Genomic DNA, 21740 nt, shown 5'->3' on the forward strand with positions numbered 1-21740 from the left:
CGCCTACAGCAGCGGCAACCCTCCGGTGATGGCGTCCACACGGTCTTCCCGATCGGGGCCGATGGCGACGGAAGTGTACGTCGGAACATTGCCGAACTCCGTGAGCCCGGCATCCTGAATCAGGGCAGAAATGAGTCCCGCCGCCCTTGCAGCATCGTGTAACGCCAGCAGTTCCTCTTCGGAGTTCACCGAGACGCAGATCTTCTTGAAGCGCCCCAGCAGCCAAGGCTCGATCCGGGCATCGAGCGGAATGACGAAGCTTCCCTGCTCGGCATGGCCAAGCTGCAAGATCGCGCGCATCGACGCATGGGCGCCCTGCGCGACCATCTTGCCCTTGCGCATGTTCAGGTCCTTGCGCAGAACGATCACTTGTTTGTGTTCCACAGCGCACCTCGACATCTGCCTCATGCGCAGGCAGCAACCGCAAGCCAATGCCTTGGCGGCGCGGCTGCTCTGCTACCCAAAACCAATCTACGAGCAGCCACGACCAGAGAACGACGCCTTTGAGGTCGACAATGACCTCCTGGGCTGCATTTCGCGCAACCATCCATAAGGGTCGCGTGGCGTCACGGCCGATCCGGCTTCGATTGTAGCGGCCCAAACCCCCAGAAAACATTTATTGGGTGGCACGCAGACCTGCAGATCTTTTGTGTCGTCATTGCTCACGAAGGTGCAGCAGCGGATATGGCATCCCCGCGGTGTCGAGCTCGGAACGGCCGATGACTTTGAAACCGAGTCGTTCATAGAATCGTCGCGCGCCGATATTCTGCTCGTTGACATCGACGCTGAGCGTGCGACCCGATGTTCTCGCGGTCTCAACCAGACATCGTCCGACGCCACGGCCGTGATAAGCCGGATCGACGAACAAGCTGTCGATGAGGCCCTCGGCAGCTCCCATGAATCCCATCGGATGATCCTCAGCATCCACGGCCACCTGCAACACAGCGTTGGGCAGATATTGCTCGCGCACCTGTGCACCGATCATCCTCAGGTGCTCGGGACTTACGAATCCATGCGTCGCCTCAACTGCCGTTCGCCAGATCTCGAACAGGCGCGGCAGGTCTTCTGGTCGATTGGGTCGAATGCGGATCATTGCTGGTTCCCGAAGATTTGAAGCGCGGCGTACTGGAAACTCGATGAATTCAAGAAAGTAGCCGCACAGTAAGGACATCAACAATCCCCGAAGGTCATCTGCGAACTGTCATGGCAAACCAGCAGAACCGTAGCCCCCAATTCCGACCGCGCCATCCGCCACTTCAGCGACGCTTGGCCCATTCTTCGGCAGTGATCTTGTAGAGGCAGTGTCTTCGCAAAGCATTGCCGACCGGCACCGCCGGATGGTCGAAGTCCTCCCCCGTGTTGTGCATGCCGATGCGCTCCATGACGGCGCGCGACGGCGTATTCATCAACGCCGTATAGGAGACGATTTCGGGAAGGCCCAACTGCTCGAAGCCGATGCTCAGCGATGCCCTGGCGCCCTCGGTAGCATACCCCTGGCCCCAGAAGCGCCGCGCAAGTCGCCAGCCGATCTCGACACACGGCGAGAAGGGCAGTTCCTGTTTCGGGATCCAAAGGCCCACGAACCCGATGAATTCGCCGCTGTCCTTCAGCTCCACCGCCCAATTGCTCCAGCCGTGCTCGCCGAACTGGCTCAGCCAGTAATCGACGCTCGCGCGTGACTGCTCCTCAGAGATGAGCGAGGGAAAATACCGCATGACTTCCGGATCCGAATTCATGGCGATGAACGGTGCAATGTGTCGCTCGCGCCAGGCGATCAAACGCAGACGCGGCGATTCGTGCTCGATGAACTGGCGCATTGCTCGGCCAACTGCGATGACGTGACGATTGCAGGAAAGATCGCCGACTGACGATCCGCAGCGCAAGAGGCAAAAGGCCACTTATCGCGTCAGCGCGATTGGCCGCGCGTGTCACAGACAGGGCTGTCTAGAACTGCATGATCTCGGCTGATATCACTTCCAGCTTCGAGGCGCAGCCGATGGCTCTGGACCCGCCCGGCGACAGGATGAACTCTTCCTGCATGTCCTTGGCTCCGACCGCCGACCATCTGACCTGCACCTTGATGCTCAAGTGGGTATGGCGACTGCTCACCACCCAGGAGCGATTGAACTCATCGCACTGTCGGTCCGTCGAGGGCACGACGAAGTCCGCGGCCGCAGGCTCTTGGGCCGCGCCCAGCTCGGCCAGAGTGATTCCTAACGCCAGCACCACAGCCGGTAACGGCCGAGTGGCCCCCAGAGAATTTTTCATGGTTGCAGTCCTGTTGCGCCCCGGCGCAAATGAGACGGCTAATTGTTCGATCGCTCCACGGCAAGCATGTGCCCGGCGAGCCGCGGCACCTGTTACTCACCTCTCACTTGTGAGAACTCGCAGGGCTACCTTGATCGAGATTTGTGAGAGCCGTCAAGTGATTCCGGGAGACAAACATGCCCCACTTCGCTCGCGGGACACGAATCTGACTCGGCAGGGAGCACCCCATGCAAATCGCCCTCTTGATCGACTGCGAGAGCGCCAGTCCCGACTCCATCGACGGCATCCTGGGCGAGCTCGCCGCCAAAGGCATCATCAACATTCGACGCGGCTATGGGAACTGGAAGAATCAGCCCGGCTGGGAAGCAAAATTACATCCCTTCGCCATTCAGCCCATCCAGCAGTTTGCCTACACCAAAGGCAAGAATGCGCTCGATATGTGCATGACCGTTGACGCGATGGACCTGTTGTATACGGAAAAGGTCGACTGCTTTGCGCTCGTAACCAGCGACTCCGATTTCACGCCGCTGGTTCTCAAACTGCTCTCCAAGGGCAAGACGGTCATCGGCTTTGGCGAGCGCAAGACGCCGGCGCCGTTCGTGCGGGCGTGCTCGGAATTCATTCACACCGACAGCTTCAAGGAGCCCTCCCCCGAGCACCCTCTGCCATCGATGATGGCGCGAAGGACGAAGAACGAACTGCGCGGGGACACCGAGCTGATGAACGTACTGCGCGCCGCCGTCGAAGGCATGAAGGATGAGAACGGCTTCGCGCCAATGGGCCGCATCGGCCAGTACATCTCCAACCATTCCTCCTTGAGCTCGAAGAACTACGGCTACGCGCGCTGGTCGGATCTGATTCGCGCAACCGAGTATTTCGAGGAGAGCCCCGGAGAGAACCGTCAACCTCGCTTTCGGCGCCCAGAAAACTAAAAGCACTTCGGCACGTTCGCTTTCAACGCCCCCCTGCGATCACACCCATCAACCGCCGGCCGCCCTGGGCTCGGAGGTCGACGCGCGTGAGCCACTTTCCGCCGCAAATCCGCTGACTACATAGGAGACCCATTTCCGAAGCGGCGACGGCCAGCGCTTTGTCGCGCCCGGGTGAGTCCCTGGTGGCATCCGCCATCTGCGCAACATTGAGTCAAAGGAGAGATTTTGTGAAAGACGTCATGACCAAGAAGTTGGTTCTGAATCGCGAAACGCTGAAGGTCCTGAGCCCTTCGGACGCCCGCCAGGTTCAGGGTGGACAGCCGCGGGAATTCAGTGTGCCGCCCGGTTGCTCCGATGGCGGCGGCAAGTACTGCACGATGACTTGCCCGCCCTATTCCACCGCCAGTGCCTGCTAACTGAAGTGACCCACGGGGAAGCACAAGCTTCCCCGTGACTCCGGCGCATATATGACCGAGACGATCGTGAACGAACATCTGCGCGCAGGGGCACGTGACGCACTCCTCGACATCGTGCGGGCCCTGCCGCTGCCTGGACAAACCAAGAGTCCCGCGCTCGCGGGCGGCGAAGCGGGGTTGGCGATCTTTCACGCGTACCTTGCGAAATCAGGTCTGTTGCCGCCCGAAACATCGCAGCGACACCTCGAGCTCACATTCGAGCATCTGCAATCGGCCGTGGCTGCCTTGCCCGCCCCGGCTTCGCGGCTGGACCTGTACTCGAGCTTCGTCGGTGTGGCCTGGGCGGCCAATCACGCGCATGCGATGGAGGTGCTGCCGGAGAGCGACGATCTGTGTGACGCTGCCGATGAGGCAGTGCTCGAAGGGTTGCGCGAGCACGGCAGCTCGCTGCCTTGCGAGCTGATCTTCGGCCTGAGCGGCATCGGTGTCTATGGCCTGGCCCGTTGGCATCGTCCGGCGGGCCGACAGATCGTCGAATGCGTCGTACGCGCGCTGGAAGAAAGCGCCGTCCTGGATCGCGGACTGCGAACCTGGTTTCACTCCCCCGAACACCTCTCGGCCAATGGTTTGAAGGAAGCGCCCGAGGGTTACTTCAATCTGGGCCTGTCGCACGGTGTTCCTGGCGCCCTGGTGTTCCTTTCCAAAGCGGCTGGACACGGCGTGCCAGGGGCGCAGGCATTGCTGATCGAGGCGCGGCACTGGCTGCTTCTTCAACAGCGCGCCTTCAGCAACGGATCTCGCTTTGGTTTTTCCGTGCTGCCGGCGGCGGATCGGCAACCTGAGATCGAAGGCTCGAAGGTGGCGTGGTGCTATGGCGATCTCGGTGTGTGCGCAGCGCTCTTGCAGATTGCCCGACACGCACGGCGCACCGAGTGGGAGCCCGTCGCGCTCGATCTGGCTCGAGCGTTGGCGCATCGTCCCGCGCCCGACAGAGACGTCATGGATGCGGGCCTGTGTCACGGCGCCCTCGGCAATGCTCACATCTTCGCGAGACTTCATGCCGCAAGCGGCGAACGCTGCCTGCACGAGGCCGCACTTCGCTGGCTGCAGGCAGGACTTGCGATGCGCAAGGAAGGCGCGCCCGCTGCCGGGTTCCTCACGTGGTTCCCTCCGCAACCCGATGAGCCCACGCGAGACCCCTGGATCCCCCGTTACGGCCTGTTGGAAGGCATCGGCGGCATCGGCCTTGCGCTGCTGGGATTTCTGACGCAGGTCCCGCCCGCCTGGGATGAATTCATGATGGTCGACATTCCGGCAGCAGGAGGCTGAATCATGTCGAGCGATGCCTCGCCGTCGCCGCGCTATCGCGTGGCGGGTTTCTTCGGCCTCAGAACACCGCTGCTGGCCTTCACGGAATATCTGCACTGGGCGACCAATCTCGAGGCACCCCGAGCGCTCGATGCAGGCGAGCCTCTCGAGCCTGCGCTGCGCACCGATCGGGAAACATTGCGCGGGCGGCTGCGTGCGTTGATCGCCCGCCCCGAGATTCGCGAGGCCCTGCTGCTCGCCTCGGCCTCCCTCGATCGAAGCCTCGCGCACTGGCTCGAAGAGCCCGACAGCGAGCGTGGCCTTGCGGCGGAGCTCGTCCTCGTCCGTTACTTCCATCGCATGACGCATCGATGCACGCCGTTCGGACTCTTTGCCGGCCACGCGCTGGGTCGATTCGCGCCGCACACCTGCCTGCAGCTCGAGCCCGCTGAAAGGAGCTGGCGTCGCACGCGAATCGATCGTGGCCTGACCAGCAAACTGGTGCACCACCTCGAGCAGTCGCGCGCACTGCGTGAGTCATCCACCGTGTATCCAAACACGAGCCTCTATCGAACGGCGGACCGCCTGCGATACGTTGAATACACCGTGGATGAGCATGGATCCCGAAACTACCGGCTGGTAGCCGTCACCGAAGATTCCTATCTGTTGAGCGTGCTGGCGCGTGCGAGCGTCGGCGCCACCATCGCGCAGCTCGCGACCGCGCTTGCCGCCGAAGCGGGCGTGAGCGTCGATGAGGCGAGCGCGTATATCCACGAGCTGATCGACGCCCAGATTCTGATTCTCGATCTGGAGCTGCCGATCACCGGGCCTGATGCGATCGGTGCCCTCGTCCATAGGCTCAAGGCTTCTGCAGAAACCCACGAGATCGGGCACATCGTTCAGGATGTTTTGTCCCGAATGCACGAGCTGGATCAGGCCGGCATCGGCAACTGCGCTTCGCGGTACGAAGCCATCACGCAGCAGGTGGCGAAGCTGCCGGTGCCGACCGCTCGTACGAGCCTGTGGCAGGTGGATCTCTTCAAAGCGGCCGATCGATTCGCGCTGGGCCCGCAGGTCGCGCGCGCACTCGAAGAATGCGTCTCACTGCTGCAGCGAATTGCCCCGCTGCCGGATCAGGATCCGTTGCATGCCTTCCGGGAGGCCTTTCGCAGGCGCTACGAGGAGCGCTGGGTGCCTCTGATGGAAGCGCTCGACCCCGAAACAGGTATTGGATTTCCCGTGGGCGCCCGCTCGGCAACCGATGATTTGTCTCTGCTTGCGGGGTTGGTCCTCAACACCGGTGCGAGCGAATCCGAGCCCCTGTGGAGCGCTCGGGACGCTTACATGATGCGCAGACTCGAAGCGCTGCGCGCGCAGAACATCCGCGAGTGGCGCTTGGAGGAGGCCGATCTTCAGGCGCTCGATTCCAAGGCGGGCGCGCAGACGCTCGCCGATTCCTACGATCTCATCGTACGGCTGATCGCCCCCTGCAATAGCGCAGCCGAGACCGACGACTTCAAAGTGCAGGTGCACGGCTGCTATAGCTCGGCAGGCCGAATGCTCGGGCGCTTCTGCTACGGCGACGATCAGCTGAGCGAGAAAACGCGCGAGCTGCTGCGCAAGGAAACGGAGGATCGACCGGATGTCATCTTCGCGGAGGTCGTGCACCTTCCGCAGGGACGCGCCGGCAACCTGATCGCAAGACCCGTGCTGCGCGAGCATGAGATCGTCTTTCTGGGTCGCTCCGGCGCCCAAGCCGAGCAGCAGATCAAGCTCTCGGATCTGATGGTGAGGCTGGTCGGGGATCGTCTCGTGTTGCACTCGATCGCTCACGGCAAAGAGGTCATTGCGCGCCAGACCACCGCCTTGAACTTCACGATTACCAATGCCGTCAGCCATTTTCTCGGCGCCCTGAGCCGACAAAACATTCGCGCCTCGCTGGGCTGGAACTGGGGCAGGTTGAGCCATGAGCCTTTTCTGCCCCGAGTGTCGAGCGCTCGCGCGATTCTGGCGCGCGCCGCCTGGAATCTGAAAGCAATCGATCTCGAGCCGATCCTCGGCGCTCGCGACGCCGAGCGGCTCCGCCGAGTGCAGGCGCTGCGGCAGGAGCGCGGGCTGCCCCGCTTCTGCCTGGTGATGGAAGTCGACAACGAGCTGCTGATCGATCTCGACAACATACTCAGCATCGATTCGTTCTGCGATCTGGTGAAGAACAAACCGATCGTAACTCTCGAGGAATGCGTACCCGCTGTGGACGAGCTCGCTGTATATGGCCCAGAAGGCCGCTTTACACATGAGCTCGTGGTGCCGCTGCTTAAAGAACACGCTGGGCCGCCGCCCCGCGCTGTCGCAGGCCCGCCACCCAAAAGCGCAATGCAGGTGACGGAGAATTTCGCGGCAGGTTCCGAATGGCTGTTCTACAAGCTTTACGGTGGCGACGGCGCCGCTGACGGCGTGCTGACCGAAGCCATCGCATCCGTCGTTGCCGAACTGCGTGACCGCGGCGTGATCGACAATTGGTTCTTCATCCGCTACGGCGATCCCGACACGCATTTACGAATACGGTTGCACGGCGACCCCGAGCGGCTGAACGCCGAGGCGTTGACCAGGATGCACGCCGTGTTGAGCCCGATGCTCACCAGCCGGCGCCTGTGGCGGCTGGAGCTTGCAACCTACGAGCGAGAAACACACCGATACGGCGGACCTGCGAGCATCGAGTGCGCCGAGCGCTTGTTCGGCCTCGACAGCGAGGCGGCACTTGCAATCATCGCCGCTTGCCAAGGTGATCAGGGCGCGACTTTCCGATGGCAGTTGGCACTGGCAGGCGTGGATCGCTGGCTGCGTGACTTCGGACTGGATCTCGAAGCCCGCCGAGTCTTCGCGCGCAAGGCTCGCGATGGATACAGCAGCGAGTTCAACGCGCAACACAAGGCGACACAGAAATGGTTCGCCGAAACCTTCCGCGCACAACGTAAGGCGATCGAACCGTTGATTGCCGAAGCTCCCGCGCCGGCCGAACCGGCAATCCTCGCCGGCTTACACGCTCTGGAACGACGCAGCCTGGGGGTGGCGCCGCTCATCTCACGCATGCGCGACCTGCACGAGCGCGGCCTGCTGTCGACTTCACTCGAAAGCATCGCGCACAGCGTAATTCATATGTTCGTAAATCGGCTGATGCGCTCTTCACAGCGTCAGCAGGAACTCGTGATCTATGAGTTTCTGACCCGACTGTATGACTCCGAGTCGGCTCGACGCCGCGCGCCGGCACGCAGCTCGGTTCACGACTGAGACCACCCCCACCCATGTCATCTCACCTGAATCGCGATCTCTTTCGCCAGCAAGCCATCGACTACCATTTCAACGAGCCGGAGAGCAGCGGCGTGACGAACGCGCGACCTCGTTGGACCGGGCTCATGATCGCAGCTTTGCTGACGCTCGCCGCGGCGACGCTCGTGTACATCGTTGCAGCGGATGCCGTGGTCGATGTGCTCTTGGAGCGGTTGCTTCGATGATCGGCATGCGCCGGGGGCGACGAGAAGTTCCCTACATTGCGCAACTCGAGGCCCTCGAGTGTGGCGCAGCCTGTCTTGCGATGGTGCTTGCATATCACGGTCATCACGCGCCGCTACCTGAAGTGCGGGAAGCCTGCGGAGTCTCGCGCGACGGTGTCAACGCCCTCGCCATTCTGCGGGCCGCGGAGCGCTATGGATTGGAGGCGACGGCATACACCGTCAGCATCGAGCAGCTCCCTGCGGTGCCTCTGCCGGCCATCCTGCACTGGAACTTTCATCATTTCGTCGTGCTGGAACGATTGCACGAGCGCGGCGGCGCCACGCTCGTCGATCCGGCCGGCGGTCGATGCACCGTCAGCGCCGAAACACTGGCCAGCTCGTTCACGGGTGCGATCCTGGCATTCTCGCCCACGCCCCGCTTGCAGCCGCGTCGGCCGAAGCAACCCAACCTCGGCCGCTATCGTGAATGGATCCGCGACAATGTGAGATCGATCGGGTTGATCCTGTTGTGCTCGGTGCTGCTGGAGATGCTCGCGTTGGCGTTTCCGATCGGTCAGCAAATCCTGGTTGATCGCGCCCTTGGCTCGCACGACACGCACCTGTTGTGGAGGATTGCTGCTGCGCTCTTCGCGGCCACACTGGTCCGCTTCGCACTCGTCTTTGCACGGGGGTATGTGCTCAGCAACCTGCAGGCCATCCTGGATGTCGGCCTGCTCGGGAATTTCATGAAGCACGCCATCCGGCTGCCGATCGGTTTTTTTCTGCAGCGCTCGCCCGGCGATCTGCTGCAGAGACTGGAGAGCAATGGCAGGCTGCGAGCCTTTCTCGGCTCAGAGATCGTTACGTCGTTTCTCGACGTGTTGTTGATCCTCGGCTACGCCGGACTGATGTTTGTTTACCACTGGCAACTGGCGCTGATCGTGGTTGGCATCGGGCTGCTGCGGGTCCTGCTACAGATCCTGCTGGGTGGGTTGAATCGCAAGGTCAGCGCCGCCGAGCTCAGCGCACTGAGCCGTTCGGGTGGCGCGTTGGTCGCCTCCCTCGATGCCATTGAAACATTGCGGGCTGCGTCGGCCGAGTCCTTTGCCCTGCGCCGCTGGGGCGATGCCGTCGTGCAGCGGGCACGCACCAGTCTGCCTCGCATGGAACTGGAAAATATCAGTGCGCAGGCGACGACGCTGCTGAGCGCTCTGGGCTTTGCGACCGTCGCCGCCGTGGCCAGCGCCGAACTGCTCGCCGGTCAGATGTCGCTTGGTGTGTTCTCCGCATTCCTGACGCTGCAGGCGCTGTTCCTGGAGCCGGTCGGGACGTTGATGAAAAACATCGAACAGCTGCATCATCTGCGTTCCCACCTTGCGCGCCTCGACGATGTGCTGGACGCCCAACCCGAGCGCGGCGGACGCGCCACCGCCGCTCATCTGCGCGGCGAAATCCGCCTCGAAGGCGTGCGCTTCAGATATTCCGCCGCGGCCGAGTGGAGCGTGCAGGGAGTGAGCATTCACGTACGCGCCGGCGAGATGCTCGCCATCGTGGGCTCTTCCGGCTCGGGCAAGAGCACGCTGGCCCGCTTGCTCCTGGGCCTGCTGATGCCAGGTGCTGGCAGCGTGAAGTTCGACGGTCGGAATATTGGCGACTACGACCTCGATGAGCTGCGGCGGCGAATGGGCGCGGTCCTGCAGGAGAACGAGCTGCTGTCGACCACTATTTTAGAGAACATTGCGCTGAACGATCGCTCCGTGCCCGTGGCGAATGTGAAAAAGGCCGCTCGTCTTGCGTGCGTGGATCACGTGATCGACGCCCTGCCGCTCGGCTATGACACGCAGCTCGGTGAACGCGGAGTGCAGCTCTCGGGGGGCGAACGGCAGCGCCTGTGCCTTGCGCGCGCCATTGTGCATCGGCCCGCCGTGCTCGTGCTGGATGAAGCGACGAGCGCCCTGGATGTGGACACCGAAAGACGCGTTCACAGGAATCTGCGCGGCCTCGCCTGCACACGCGTCGTGATCGCGCACCGCCTTGCAACCGTACGCGATGCCGATCGCATCCTCGTCATGGATCGTGGACGTGTCGTCCAGCAAGGGACCTACGAATCGCTGCTCGGCGAAGCGGGTGTGTTCCGCGATCTGGTCGATGCAGGGGCCCTCCTGCATGCCTGAGCGAACGTCGCTTCCCGGCCTCGATGAGCAGCTGGCCACGCGACGGCTGCTCTGCAGGCTTCGCCTACCGCATGAGCCGGATGAACCCGAATCAGCGCTGAGCCTGCTTGCTCGCCTTGAACGTCAGGGCGTACACGGACGTCTCACACGGATCGCGAACGAGGATCTGCGTCAGCTCGATGGCCCTACTCTCATTCTGCTGAGGGACCGTCGCTGGCTATTGGTCACGACAGTCCGTCATGGACGAATCGTGGTCGAAGATTCGCACGGCCACGAGCAAACATTCTCGTTTCGAGCGGTGAGTGAGTCATTCGCAGGCATGGTATTCGACAGGACGCCGCAGTTGCCGACCGGCGGCACCGTTCTGTCACGAATAGCGCGCCTGATGTGGCAGCACCGGCGAGCCCTGTATCCCGTGGTGGCGCTCGTCCTGCTATTGCAGGGTTTGAGCCTGCTCGGCCCGCAACTTACCCGGATGCTCGTCGACGACGCACTCCCGCAAGACTCCACGGAGTTAATCTATGGAATCCTGGCAGGCATGTTTCTCATTGCGTTGCTGCGCTCCGCGGCGAGCTGGCTGGAACAATGCATCGTGCAGCTCATGCAGGTCCACCTCGATGCCAGTCTCGAACGAGGACTGCTGGCGCATGTGCTGCGGCTGCCCTATCGCTTTCTGGAAGCAAAGTCGGTGGGACAGATCATCCAGGGATTCATGGGAATCACGCAGGCGCGCACTGCACTCACCGTGGATGTGCTCGGTATTGCGCTGGGCAGTCTCACCGGGCTTTGTTTGCTCGTCGCGATGTCCTTGATGATGCCCGTGCAGACGCTGCTCGTAGTCGCGGTCGGCGCTGCCTCATCGATCCTCGCCGTCGTGTTCGGCAGCCGGCAAGAAAGATTGCAGCGGCAAGTCGTTGACGCTTCGGTCCGCGAGCGCGAGAGCGCGTTGGAGATTCTCGGTCGGATCACGACGCTGAAGGCTGCCGGAGCTGCCGGTCGGGCGATGGAGCGCTGGCTCATTCTGTTACGACGCTCACGCGCTCTGATCCGACAGAACGAGCGGCTGACGCTCGCCTGTCAAGTGTCCATCGATGTGCTCGGACAGGTGCAGCTGCAGGCGCTGTGGATCTGGGGTGGCCTGCGTGTGCTCGCAGGCGCGCTGCAGCTCGGAGAGCTGATCGCGTTCACTGCGATGGCGACACTGTTTCACGCGGCCACGGGGCGCGTCGCGAGATCCTTCGTCAAGCTCCGCGAGTTGAAAGCGCAGGTGACTGAAACGGAGTGCCTCCTGGCGCAACAGCCGGTCGTGCCCACATACCGCCGCAGCGCGCGGCGCTCGACGCCTGACATCGAGGTACGAGATCTTTGGTTTCGCTACGGCGAAAATCGTCCTTGGGTTTTCGAGGGGCTGGATCTCGTCATTGCTGCGGGGGAGATTCATCACCTGCGTGGGCCCTCCGGGTTCGGCAAGTCGACGCTGCTGAAGCTCGTGGCCGGATTATATGAACCCTGCAAAGGAGAAATCCTGATCGGCGGCCGGCCGCCGCAAGCGGCTCGAGACGACATGATCTTCGTTCCGCAGCACGTCCGCACATTCAATGCCAGCGTGCGCGAGAACCTGGTCTTGTTTTCCGGTGGAGCGCAGTTCGCTCAGCTGATGCGCTCGGCCGAACTCACGGGCCTGGCAAAGCATGTCCAAGAGCTGCCCATGGGCTATGAGACGTTGCTCGCGCATGGCGGCGCCAATTTCTCAGGGGGACAGCGACAGCTCATCGCGCTCACCGCGGCGCTCACTTCCGACAAACCCGTCCTGCTCCTCGATGAGGCGACAGCCAACCTCGACGCCTCCTCAGCGCGACGCCTTCTGGAAAGCCCGCTCTTCGAGGGACGAACCGTTGTGCATGCGGGTCACGACTTGCAACGGGTTCCGGCCAGCACATCGCGCGTCCGCGCCTGAGTGCACCTCCGGTTCCCATTGACGGCTGCGCTTATGAGGCCGACACGTGTCGAAATCGAAGCCGTATTGAAATGACTGTGCTCGAACGAGGCTCAACCAGCACCGGACTTGCTCAGCTGGCGGTAGCGCTCAAACATCCAAGAGCTCGAGGGCTCTCAAGCCAACCCTCGACTGTTGACATGCCCTGGCCTTTTTGCTCTGCTGAGAGCCTGTCTTGCGTTGCGCTGCCGCCGGTAGCGCACCCTCATCGAGAGGCGCTGCAGCGGATTCACCTCCGTCACGCTCGATGCAGGTTCTCAAACAAGGGCGCCTCTTAAGAGAGGCTCCCCTATGCACATACATGGGAATGGCGGGCTTGTCGGCCGCGTCGTTGGCTTGTGGCGTTATCCGGTAAAGTCCATGCGTGGCGAGGCACTGAACGAAGTCAATGTTTCTTGGCATGGCTTGGCTGGCGATCGACGGTGGGCGTTCGTCCGTGACGGCGTCGCGCAAAGCGGCTTTCCGTGGCTTACGTTGCGAGAGCGGGCCGATATGAATCATTACCTGCCTTCGTTCGTCGACCCAACGCAACCGGACAAATCTTCGACATTGGTGCGCACGCCCGGGGGAGTCACGTTCGACGTCACAGACCCTACGCTTGCGGCGGAGTTGTGGCCGGACGGCGCGCGTGTGATCAAACACGACCGCGGTGTCTTCGATACCTTTCCGCTGTCACTTATCACGAGACAGACGATCGAAGCGCTCGCAGGCATGGTGAGTACGCCGCTCGATGTCCAACGTTTCCGGCCCAATCTGTTGATCGACGCCGCAAGTGATGCGCCGTTCGCTGAGGACGAGTGGGTCGGCCGCATCTTGAGGATCGGAGACCTTCGAATGCGTGTCGACAAGCGGGATGGCCGCTGCGCGGTCATCACCATCGATCCTGCGACATCGCAAAAAGAACCTAGCGTGCTGCGTGCAGTCGTGCGGCAACGTCAGGGTTGCGCCGGCGTCTACGGGTCGACTGTCGCGCCGGGTCGGATCGCGTTGGACGATGACGTGCTCATCATCGAATAGAATACCCGCCCAGCTGGAAGCGCGATCGGCCCGGGTGGAAATCGCGCACGAGGCCCATCCCGGCGGCTGGAGGGATGCGGCAAGCAGTAACTTCAGGTGACGGGGTCACTTGGCAATTACCTGCAGTCGCGACCACCCCAGCGATTATGGGCAGTGGCAAGTTATTGAATCAGAACAAATTTGTTGGTGCGCGCGACAGGGATCGAACCTGTGACCCCTACCATGTCAAGGTAGTGCTCTACCGCTGAGCTACGCGCGCATCCGGGGCGAATCGAAGGGGGCGGAAGAATAGCGGCGTGTCGTGATGGGTGCAAGCAACAATGCGTCGATTCCCCTACCCGGCCTTCGATGTCGCGAGCCCGAGGCTCGACTTGCGCAGGTTTGTGATCTGGTCGCGGAGCTTCGCCGCCTCTTCGAACTCGAGGTTCCGCGCGTGCTTGAGCATCTCGGCTTCCAGCTTCTTGATCCGGCGCATGACCTGATCGGGCGTGAGGCTCGAGTAATCGGGCGTGTCCTCGGCGACCTTGCGGGCCGGGCCGCGATTGGCCTCCGAATACGCGCCCTCCAGAATGTCCGCCACCGCCTTTTTGATGCCGCGAGGCGTGATGCCGTTGGCGGCGTTGAACTCGAGCTGCTTGTTGCGGCGACGGGTGGTCTCATCCAGCGCCTTCTTCATCGAGCCGGTGATCCTGTCGGCGTAGAGGATGGCTTTGCCGTTCAGATGGCGCGCCGCGCGGCCGATGGTCTGAATCAGTGAGTTCTCCGATCGCAGGAAGCCTTCCTTGTCCGCATCGAGAATGGCGACGAGCGAGACCTCGGGCATGTCGAGACCTTCGCGCAGCAGGTTGATGCCGACCAGCACGTCGAACTTGCCGAGGCGCAGATCGCGAATGATCTCCATGCGCTCGACAGTGTCGATATCCGAGTGCAGATAGCGCACCTTCACGCCGTGCTCATCGAGGTACTCGGTCAAGTCCTCGGCCATCCGCTTGGTGAGCGTCGTGATCAACGTGCGCTCGTCCTTTTCGACCCGCAGTTTGATCTCCGAGAGCACATCGTCCACCTGCGTGCGCACCGGGCGCACTTCGACTTCCGGATCGACGAGACCCGTCGGACGCACCAACTGCTCGACGACATCGCCGCCGGAATGCTCGAGCTCATAACGCCCGGGCGTCGCCGAGACGAAGATGGCCTGTGGCGCCAGCCGCTCCCACTCTTCAAAGCGCAGCGGTCGATTGTCGAGCGCCGAAGGCAAGCGAAAGCCGTATTCCACCAGCGTTTCTTTACGCGAGCGGTCGCCCTTGAACATCGCCCCCAGCTGCGGAATGGTCTGGTGACTTTCGTCGATGACCAACAGCGCGTCCTGCGGCAGATAGTCGAACAAGCACGGCGGCGGCTCGCCCGGCTCGCGCCCGGAGAGGAAGCGCGAATAGTTTTCGATGCCGTTGCAGTAGCCGAGCTCCCGAATCATTTCGATATCGAAGCGCGTGCGCTGTTCCAGGCGCTGCGCCTCGAGCAGCTTGCCCGCGTTCTTGAGCTCGATCAGCCGATCGTGCAGCTCATCGCGAATCTGATCCACCGCGAGCACGAGCCGATCGCGCGGCGTCACGTAGTGCGTGCCCGGGAACACCGTGTAACGCGGAATCTTGCGTTTGATCTCGCCGGTCAGCGGATCGAACAACAGCAATGAATCGATCTCGTCATCGAACAGTTCGACACGCAGCGCCTCGCGCTCGGATTCGGCCGGGAAGATGTCGATCACATCGCCGCGCACTCGATAGGTGCCTTGCGTGAGATCGAGCTCGTTGCGCTTGTATTGCATGTCGGTCAAGCGACGCAGGATCGCGCGCTGATCGATGTGCTCACCACGCGACAGGTGCAGCACCATCGACAAGTACGTCTCCGGGGCGCCCAGGCCGTAGATGGCCGACACCGTCGCGACAATGATGGCATCGCGCCGCTCCAGAATCGCCTTGGTGGCGGACAGTCGCATCTGCTCGATGTGCTCGTTGATGGACGAGTCCTTCTCGATATAAGTGTCCGAGGACGGCACATACGCCTCGGGCTGGTAGTAGTCGTAATACGAGACGAAATACTCCACCGCATTGTCGGGGAAGAATTCCTTGAACTCCCCGTACAGCTGCGCCGCGAGCGTCTTGTTATGCGCGAGCACCAGCGTCGGGCGCTGGATCTGTTGAATCACGTTCGCGATCGTGAAAGTCTTGCCCGAGCCCGTCACGCCGAGCAGCGTCTGGTGTGCAAGGCCCGCCTGGATCCCGTCGATCAGCTTGGCGATGGCCGTGGGCTGATCGCCCGAGGGCTTGAACTCGCCCTTCAGCTGGAACGGTGTCTGGGGCGGCTTTTCGGTCATGGTTTGCAGCGAGCGCGGTGAAACGGGCATAGCGGAACCGGAGGGTTGGGACTCGGACGGCGGTTTTCCAGGCCGTCACGCTAAGCTCCAGGCCGTGCGTATAGAGCCGGAGGCTGAATCACTCTACAATCGCACGAAAACATCCCGGCGCTTGTCAGGGATTTTCCGTTTTCGCAGTCACTCGGTGTCGCCGTGAGTCTACCAGTTTCGAAGCGCGTCCAGCGTGTGAAGCCCTCCCCGACCGTGGCCCTCACCGGCCGGGTCGCGCAGCTGAAGGCCGAAGGCAAAGACATCATCAGCCTGGGCGTCGGCGAGCCCGATTTCGACACGCCGGTGCACATCGCAGACTCCGGCGTCGAGGCTATTCGCAAAGGCTTTACTCGCTATACGCCGGTCGAAGGCGTCGCCGAGCTCAAGGACGCAATCATCGCGAAGTTCAAGCGCGAGAACGGGCTCGAGTACAAGCGCAATCAAATCCTGGTGTCCACCGGCGCGAAACAGACCATCTTCAACCTGATCCTCGCGGTCGTCGATCCGGGCGATGAAGTCGTCGTGCCCGCGCCCTACTGGGTGTCATATCCAGACATGGTGCTGCTCGCCGATGGCGTTCCGGTCATGCCCTACGCCGGGCCCGAGCAGGGTTACAAACTCACGGCGAAACAGCTGGAAGCCGCCATCACACCGAAGACGCGTCTCTTCATTCTGAACAGCCCGAGCAATCCGACCGGTGCTGCGTACAGCGCAGCCGAGCTGCGCGCGTTGGGCGATGTGCTCGTCAAACATCCGCAGGTCATCATCTGCACCGATGACATGTACGAGCACATCTATTGGGGCAAGGAGCCCTTCGTCAGCCTCGCGCAGGTGTGTCCGGAGTTGTACGACCGCGTCGTGACGACCAATGGCGTGTCGAAGGCGTACGCGATGACGGGCTGGCGCATTGGCTACTGCGGTGGACCGATCGAGCTGGTCACCGCGATGTCGACGATTCAGAGTCAGAGCACTTCGAATCCCTCCTCGATCGCGCAGAAGGCCGCGATCACAGCGTTGAACAGCGATCAAAACTGCGTGCGCGAGATGAACAAGTCGTTCAAGGAGCGTCACGACTTCGTCGTTGCGGGCTTGAACAAGCTGCCTGGCGTCACGTGTCTCGAAGGCGCAGGCACGTTCTACGCGTTCGCTCACGTGGAAAAGGCGATGAAGATCGTCGGGGTGAAGGACGACAATGCGTTCGCCGAGCATCTGCTGGTGCACGGCGGCGTCGCGGTCGTGCCGGGCAGCGGTTTCGGTGCGCCCAATCACATGCGCCTGTCGTTCGCGACCAGCATGAAGAATCTGGAAGAGTCGCTGAAGCGCATGGAAAAGACGCTGCGAGCCGCACAGGCCGCTTGATCTAGAGTGCGCTCTAGCCGTTAGAACCTGGGTCGCAACCTTGAGGAGGCGACCCATGACGAGCATTACAGAGAGCAATCGGGCCATCGTCACCGGCATCATGGAGGCGCTCTCGCGCGGCGAGCGCCAGCCCTTCGCCGACGCGATGGCGGACGACTTCACCTGGAACATGATCGGCACGACCGCCTGGTCGGGCAAATACCGGGGCAAGGCCGATGTACGGCAGCGTTTGTTCACACCGCTGTTCGCCCAGTTCGGCAGTCACTACACGAACACGCCCAAGCGCATCCTCGCCGATGGCGATTTCGTCGTGGTCGAGAGTTGGGGCAACGTGACGACCAAATTGGGCAAGCGTTACTGCAACACCTACTGCCTGGTCATCCGGATGCACGAGGGCAAGATGGCGGAGCTGACCGAATATCTGGACACGGAGCTCGTGACCTCGGCGCTCGAGCCACCCGCCTGGGCGAAAACCGCATGAGTCCGAAAAGCACGCGCTTTCACATCGGCCGGCTCGCTCGCGAGACCGGCCGCAGCGTGCACACGATTCGCTGGTACGAAAAGCAGGGGCTGATGCCCGGCGTGACGCGCGATCCGGGCGGCCGGCGCGTTTACGTCACGCAGCACATCGGTTGGTTGCTGTTTCTCGATCGGCTGCGTTACGCAGGAATGACGGTGCGCGAGATGCGCCGCTACGCGAGCCTCGCTGTCCAGGGCAAAAAGACCATTCGCCAACGACTGGAACTGCTCGAAGCGCACCATGCCCGCACGACGGCGCATATCGCCGAACTTCAGGCGGCGCTGCGCTTCGTCGAGCGCAAGCAGGCCTACTACTTGAAATGGCTGACCGACGACCGCCGGCCCGGCGACTTCGACCTGGGCGAGCGCCCCACCCCGCGCCGAACCGCCCGTGCGGCGGCCCCGTAGGCCGTTGTCAGCCGATGCCGACCCGCCGCAACGCACCGTCGGGTTTCCGGAAAGGATGTCAACTCAAAAAGTTGCGACCGAAGTCACCTCGATTCCTTGACACGGCCGCGGCGCATTACGCAAAATCCCGCGCCTTCGATTTGACCCACCTGTTCCCCGGTAGCTCAGTGGTAGAGCGACGGACTGTTAATCCGTTGGTCGCTGGTTCGAGTCCGGCCCGGGGAGCCACCTCCTGATCCAAGGAGGTCCAAGGAAGGTCACCAAACGCTGCAAAGACCTATAAATCCAGCGTTTTCTGATCCGCCACATCTTCAGCGATCCGTTGACAGCGTACCATATTTGGGGGTACTGCTAGGGGTACCCATTACAGCGCTCGGAGTGGTACCCCCAGATGCCGCCGCTGACAGATTCGGCGATTCGCAGCCTTAAACCGCCCGAAAAAGCCTGCAAGCTCTTCGACGGTGGCGGTCTATACCTGCTGGTGAAGCCAAATGGCGCTCGCCTTTGGCGAATGAAGTATCGCGTTGATGGGCGCGAGAAGCTCATCAGCTTCGGTCAGTACCCCGACGTTCCACTCAAGAGTGCGCGCGAGCGTCGCGACGAAGCGCGACGACTGATCGCCGCTCGCGTTGATCCGAGCGCAAAGCGCAAAGCTGAGCGCGCTGCTACGTCCGACACGTTCGAGGCGATCGCGCGCGAATACCTGGAGCTGAAGTCGAAGAACCTCAGCGCGCGGACGTTTGCCAAGAAGCTTGGCCGTTTCGAGGCGTTCGCCTTCCCTTTCATCGGCAAGCTACCGATCACGTCGATTGCGGCACCGCAATTGCTAGCGGCGCTGCGCAGGATTGAGGAACGCGGGAATCACGAGACGGCGCATCGAGTGCGCGCGGAATGCGGCGAAGTGTTCCGCTATGCCATCGCGACCGGGCGCGCGGAGCGCGATCCGACCGGCGACTTACGTGGCGCGCTCGCGCCGGTCGTCGTTCGCAACCACGCCGCCATCACCGAACCGATGAAGATCGGCCAGCTGGTACGGGCCATTTACGGCTACCAAGGTCAGCCAGCGACGGAATACGCATTGAAGCTGTTGCCGCTCGTGTTCGTGCGTCCAGGTGAACTGCGGGCCGCTGAGTGGTCGGAGTTCGACTTGGAGACTGCCGAGTGGCGGATTCCGGGGAGTCGCATGAAGATGCGCGAGCCGCACATCGTGCCGCTCGCTCGCCAGGCTGTCGCCCTTCTCCGTGACTTGCAGCCGCTGACTGCCGCAGGTCGCTACCTTTTTCCGTCACTTCGGGGCGGCGACCGACCGATCAGCAACAACACCTTGAACGCCTCGTTACGTCGGCTCGGCTATACGGGCGATGAAATGGTGTCGCACGGATTTCGGTCGATGGCCTCAACATGTTTGAACGAACAAGGCTGGCACCCGGATCTGATTGAACTTCAGTTGGCGCATGCCGAGCGCAACAAAGTTCGTGCAGCGTACAACCGTGCTACCCGCCTCGCCGAACGACGAAAGATGATGCAGGCGTGGGCGGACTACCTCGACGCGCTGCGCACCGGTGCGGAAGTTATCGCCTTCCGACGGGCGACAAAATGACTACTCAAACTAGCGTGCGCGGCTAACCTGCTACGGACGGCATCTCGACGAGAACTCATCCGGCAAAACAGTTTCTGTTCGCGACTTGGCCTGAGCTGACCCATCCCTTTGGGTGTTAGACGCCGGAATCTCGGCTAGCCCGCCTCTTCAATGTGTCGTGCCGCGGATCCCAATAGGGGCAATAACAAACAGAGCGCCGATCTTCTCGTTAGATGATTAACAAGAGGCTATCGGCAGTGCTCTACCCGTCCGGTCCTCCACGGCCCGCCCTCCGCCGTCGATTCTGCCTCGCCAACGCCTGGACTGTCATTCTGACCATGCTCTTCGGAGAGACCACCCACGCGACGGCGAATGTCTCGAAGCGTGACAACGGCGAGCCATCGTATTGGGTCGAGCAACTGGCGAATGGGTTGAAATTTCCGTCCGCGATTGCTTGGCTTCCGGATGGCGGCATTTTGATCAGCGAACGTCAGGGCGGGTTGCGGATTCTCCGAAAAGGTACACTTGATGCTGATCCCATCTCTGGAACACCGCCAAGCGTTCAAGATCTGCTAAACGGTATCAAAGACATCGCGCTGGATCCTGATTTCAATGTCACTCGAACGCTCTACATCCTGATTGCCGAAGGCACTGTCGCCTCTCATCACGCCGCGGTGTATCGCGCTAGACTTGAGCAGACGACGTTACGTGACGTGCAGCGCATCTTCCGCAGCAAAGAAGAAACTAACAGCGGTCCAGTAGCTGGACGACTGCTCTTTCTCGCCGACAACACACTGCTCGTCGCGTTGCCGGTCTCCGGCGAGACGGCCATGACACCCGCCGCGCAGCAGCTCGACTCGCATATTGGCAAGATCATTCGCATTCATCGCGATGGATCTGTTCCCACCGACAATCCCTTCCTGAGATCACCAGGCGCACTTCCGGAGATCTGGAGCATCGGACATCGTGTTCCGATGGGTCTTTACGAGGACCGGGCCGCAGGCACAATCTGGGAGGTGGAGGCGGGTCCACGAGGAGGCGACGAGCTGAACATCCTGAAAGCAGGTCGCAATTATGGATGGCCAAAAGCAACCTGGGGATTCGATTACAGCGGCGCTTTAGTCGCGCCGACGCAAACAAATGCCGGCTTTGAAGATCCCACTTTGGTCTGGACACCGTCGATCACGCCCACATCCATCGTTCGGTATCAAGGCGAGATTTATCCGCAATGGCAAGGTGACTATTTTATTGGAAGCCTTACCGGCAAAGCACTGATGCGTGTGCGCATCAATGAGGGCAAAGTTCTTCTTCAAGAGCGGCTTCTAATCGATCTCAATGAGCGGATTCGAACTATTGCCGTCGGGCCCGATCATCACCTCTATGTTCTCACCGACCATCACAATGGGCGGATCCTGAGGATTAACCCCGGCGCACCGCCGGAAGCTCTAGAAAGCCGCATAGCTCGACCACTTCCGCAGCCTGCATTCACGGATCGGTCCCCCGTGCCGGGTAACGCAGCGATTGGCAAACAAGCATTTGTCGAAGCCTGCGCGGCCTGTCATAGCGTCGGGACATTCATTCAAGGAGGACGAGTGGGCCCCGATCTTGCCGGAGTCTACGGACGAAAAGCCGGAGCGCAGAAGAACTTCGCGTACTCGTCAGCGATGGCTAATTGGCAGCACGATTGGGATTACAAATCACTCAATGCCTTTCTAATCGATCCTGCGGCCTACTTACCTGGAACAGCAATGTCAGCCGCGCCAATAGTCGATGCGGAACTGCGCGCCCACCTCATTGAATTCCTCAGGAGTGAATCGCAACCCTCGCCATAACCTTATGCCAAGTCGATCAAGCGCCGAGCACGGCGGCGAC

General features: G+C 61.7%; 18 protein-coding genes and 2 tRNA genes. 14 read left to right on the forward strand and 6 right to left on the reverse strand.

Features of this window, described 5'->3' with window-relative positions; all coding sequences use genetic code 11:
• Positions 1-3: 3 nt before the first annotated feature.
• The 4 genes from pth2 to EK373_RS32425 all read right to left on the reverse strand — a co-directional run bounded on the left by pth2 (position 4) and on the right by EK373_RS32425 (position 2268).
• Positions 4-369 carry an aminoacyl-tRNA hydrolase gene (gene pth2 / locus EK373_RS32410; RefSeq protein ID WP_198683832.1) on the reverse strand — a complete coding sequence of 122 codons (366 nt, stop codon included), beginning with the start codon at positions 367-369 and terminating at the stop codon, positions 4-6.
• A gap of 286 nt (positions 370-655) precedes the next feature.
• Positions 656-1093, reverse strand: a complete 438-nt coding sequence (locus EK373_RS32415) for an acetyltransferase (RefSeq protein ID WP_129649522.1) — start codon at positions 1091-1093, stop codon at positions 656-658.
• 163 nt (positions 1094-1256) lie between these two features.
• Positions 1257-1817, reverse strand: a complete 561-nt coding sequence (locus EK373_RS32420; protein ID WP_129649523.1) for a GNAT family N-acetyltransferase — start codon at positions 1815-1817, stop codon at positions 1257-1259.
• A 127-nt stretch (positions 1818-1944) separates the two neighbouring features.
• Complete coding sequence (locus EK373_RS32425; RefSeq protein ID WP_129649524.1) at positions 1945-2268, reverse strand: hypothetical protein; 324 nt, start codon at positions 2266-2268, stop codon at positions 1945-1947.
• Positions 2269-2495: 227 nt separating this feature from the next.
• Between EK373_RS32425 and EK373_RS32430 the strand changes: the two genes are divergently transcribed.
• The 8 genes from EK373_RS32430 to EK373_RS32460 all read left to right on the forward strand — a co-directional run bounded on the left by EK373_RS32430 (position 2496) and on the right by EK373_RS32460 (position 13602).
• Positions 2496-3200 carry an NYN domain-containing protein gene (locus tag EK373_RS32430; RefSeq protein WP_129649525.1) on the forward strand — a complete coding sequence of 235 codons (705 nt, stop codon included), beginning with the start codon at positions 2496-2498 and terminating at the stop codon, positions 3198-3200.
• A gap of 227 nt (positions 3201-3427) precedes the next feature.
• Entirely contained in the window at positions 3428-3616 is a 189-nt protein-coding gene (locus tag EK373_RS32435; RefSeq protein ID WP_129649526.1) for a hypothetical protein, read from the forward strand.
• Between the two features lie 51 nt (positions 3617-3667).
• Positions 3668-4945 carry a lanthionine synthetase LanC family protein gene (locus tag EK373_RS32440; protein ID WP_129649527.1) on the forward strand — a complete coding sequence of 426 codons (1278 nt, stop codon included), beginning with the start codon at positions 3668-3670 and terminating at the stop codon, positions 4943-4945.
• 3 nt (positions 4946-4948) lie between these two features.
• Positions 4949-8212 (forward strand): lantibiotic dehydratase, encoded by a 3264-nt coding sequence (locus tag EK373_RS32445; RefSeq protein ID WP_129649528.1) that lies wholly within the window; start codon positions 4949-4951, stop codon positions 8210-8212.
• A 14-nt stretch (positions 8213-8226) separates the two neighbouring features.
• A complete protein-coding gene (locus tag EK373_RS33565) occupies positions 8227-8436 on the forward strand; it encodes a hypothetical protein (protein ID WP_198683834.1) in 210 nt (69 codons plus the stop codon).
• Entirely contained in the window at positions 8433-10589 is a 2157-nt protein-coding gene (locus EK373_RS32450) for a peptidase domain-containing ABC transporter (protein ID WP_198683835.1), read from the forward strand. The genes EK373_RS33565 and EK373_RS32450 overlap by 4 nt, the downstream gene beginning before the upstream one ends.
• On the forward strand, positions 10582-12546 hold the full coding sequence (locus EK373_RS32455) for a peptidase domain-containing ABC transporter (RefSeq protein ID WP_232831452.1): 1965 nt from the start codon (positions 10582-10584) through the stop codon (positions 12544-12546). Before EK373_RS32450 ends, EK373_RS32455 begins: the two co-directional genes overlap by 8 nt.
• Positions 12547-12876: 330 nt before the next feature.
• Positions 12877-13602 carry an MOSC domain-containing protein gene (locus EK373_RS32460; protein WP_129649531.1) on the forward strand — a complete coding sequence of 242 codons (726 nt, stop codon included), beginning with the start codon at positions 12877-12879 and terminating at the stop codon, positions 13600-13602.
• A 184-nt stretch (positions 13603-13786) separates the two neighbouring features.
• Here EK373_RS32460 and EK373_RS32465 read toward each other — a convergent pair.
• Positions 13787-13861, reverse strand: a tRNA-Val gene (locus EK373_RS32465).
• A gap of 75 nt (positions 13862-13936) precedes the next feature.
• Positions 13937-15973: an excinuclease ABC subunit UvrB gene (gene uvrB, locus EK373_RS32470; protein ID WP_129649563.1), complete on the reverse strand. Its 2037-nt coding sequence runs from the start codon at positions 15971-15973 to the stop codon at positions 13937-13939.
• Positions 15974-16165: 192 nt separating this feature from the next.
• Between uvrB and EK373_RS32475 the strand changes: the two genes are divergently transcribed.
• From EK373_RS32475 to EK373_RS32500, 6 genes are all read left to right on the forward strand, one after another.
• Positions 16166-17362: a pyridoxal phosphate-dependent aminotransferase gene (locus EK373_RS32475; protein ID WP_129649532.1), complete on the forward strand. Its 1197-nt coding sequence runs from the start codon at positions 16166-16168 to the stop codon at positions 17360-17362.
• A 55-nt stretch (positions 17363-17417) separates the two neighbouring features.
• Positions 17418-17843 (forward strand): nuclear transport factor 2 family protein, encoded by a 426-nt coding sequence (locus EK373_RS32480; protein ID WP_129649533.1) that lies wholly within the window; start codon positions 17418-17420, stop codon positions 17841-17843.
• Positions 17840-18289, forward strand: a complete 450-nt coding sequence (locus tag EK373_RS32485; RefSeq protein WP_129649534.1) for a MerR family transcriptional regulator — start codon at positions 17840-17842, stop codon at positions 18287-18289. The genes EK373_RS32480 and EK373_RS32485 overlap by 4 nt, the downstream gene beginning before the upstream one ends.
• A 153-nt stretch (positions 18290-18442) precedes the next feature.
• Positions 18443-18517: transfer RNA gene (locus tag EK373_RS32490), tRNA-Asn, on the forward strand.
• 163 nt (positions 18518-18680) lie between these two features.
• Positions 18681-19889 carry a tyrosine-type recombinase/integrase gene (locus tag EK373_RS32495; protein ID WP_129649535.1) on the forward strand — a complete coding sequence of 403 codons (1209 nt, stop codon included), beginning with the start codon at positions 18681-18683 and terminating at the stop codon, positions 19887-19889.
• A 236-nt stretch (positions 19890-20125) separates the two neighbouring features.
• Positions 20126-21700 (forward strand): PQQ-dependent sugar dehydrogenase, encoded by a 1575-nt coding sequence (locus EK373_RS32500; protein WP_198683837.1) that lies wholly within the window; start codon positions 20126-20128, stop codon positions 21698-21700.
• Positions 21701-21740: the final 40 nt, after the last annotated feature.

The organism is Peristeroidobacter agariperforans (genome assembly GCF_004138335.1).
Classification (GTDB): domain Bacteria; phylum Pseudomonadota; class Gammaproteobacteria; order Steroidobacterales; family Steroidobacteraceae; genus Steroidobacter; species Steroidobacter agariperforans.

What these genes read in the sequence shown, in the direction of transcription:
- EK373_RS32495 (WP_129649535.1), top strand. Translation starts at nt 18,681, where the DNA reads ATGCCGCCGCTGACAGATTCGGCGATTCGCAGCCTTAAACCGCCCGAA.
- EK373_RS33565 (WP_198683834.1), top strand. Translation starts at nt 8,227, where the DNA reads ATGTCATCTCACCTGAATCGCGATCTCTTTCGCCAGCAAGCCATCGAC.
- EK373_RS32485 (WP_129649534.1), top strand. Translation starts at nt 17,840, where the DNA reads ATGAGTCCGAAAAGCACGCGCTTTCACATCGGCCGGCTCGCTCGCGAG.
- EK373_RS32425 (WP_129649524.1), bottom strand. Translation starts at nt 2,268, where the DNA reads ATGAAAAATTCTCTGGGGGCCACTCGGCCGTTACCGGCTGTGGTGCTG.
- EK373_RS32440 (WP_129649527.1), top strand. Translation starts at nt 3,668, where the DNA reads ATGACCGAGACGATCGTGAACGAACATCTGCGCGCAGGGGCACGTGAC.
- EK373_RS32415 (WP_129649522.1), bottom strand. Translation starts at nt 1,093, where the DNA reads ATGATCCGCATTCGACCCAATCGACCAGAAGACCTGCCGCGCCTGTTC.
- EK373_RS32480 (WP_129649533.1), top strand. Translation starts at nt 17,418, where the DNA reads ATGACGAGCATTACAGAGAGCAATCGGGCCATCGTCACCGGCATCATG.
- EK373_RS32460 (WP_129649531.1), top strand. Translation starts at nt 12,877, where the DNA reads ATGCACATACATGGGAATGGCGGGCTTGTCGGCCGCGTCGTTGGCTTG.
- EK373_RS32445 (WP_129649528.1), top strand. Translation starts at nt 4,949, where the DNA reads ATGTCGAGCGATGCCTCGCCGTCGCCGCGCTATCGCGTGGCGGGTTTC.
- EK373_RS32420 (WP_129649523.1), bottom strand. Translation starts at nt 1,817, where the DNA reads ATGCGCCAGTTCATCGAGCACGAATCGCCGCGTCTGCGTTTGATCGCC.
- EK373_RS32430 (WP_129649525.1), top strand. Translation starts at nt 2,496, where the DNA reads ATGCAAATCGCCCTCTTGATCGACTGCGAGAGCGCCAGTCCCGACTCC.
- EK373_RS32450 (WP_198683835.1), top strand. Translation starts at nt 8,433, where the DNA reads ATGATCGGCATGCGCCGGGGGCGACGAGAAGTTCCCTACATTGCGCAA.
- EK373_RS32455 (WP_232831452.1), top strand. Translation starts at nt 10,582, where the DNA reads ATGCCTGAGCGAACGTCGCTTCCCGGCCTCGATGAGCAGCTGGCCACG.
- uvrB (WP_129649563.1), bottom strand. Translation starts at nt 15,973, where the DNA reads ATGACCGAAAAGCCGCCCCAGACACCGTTCCAGCTGAAGGGCGAGTTC.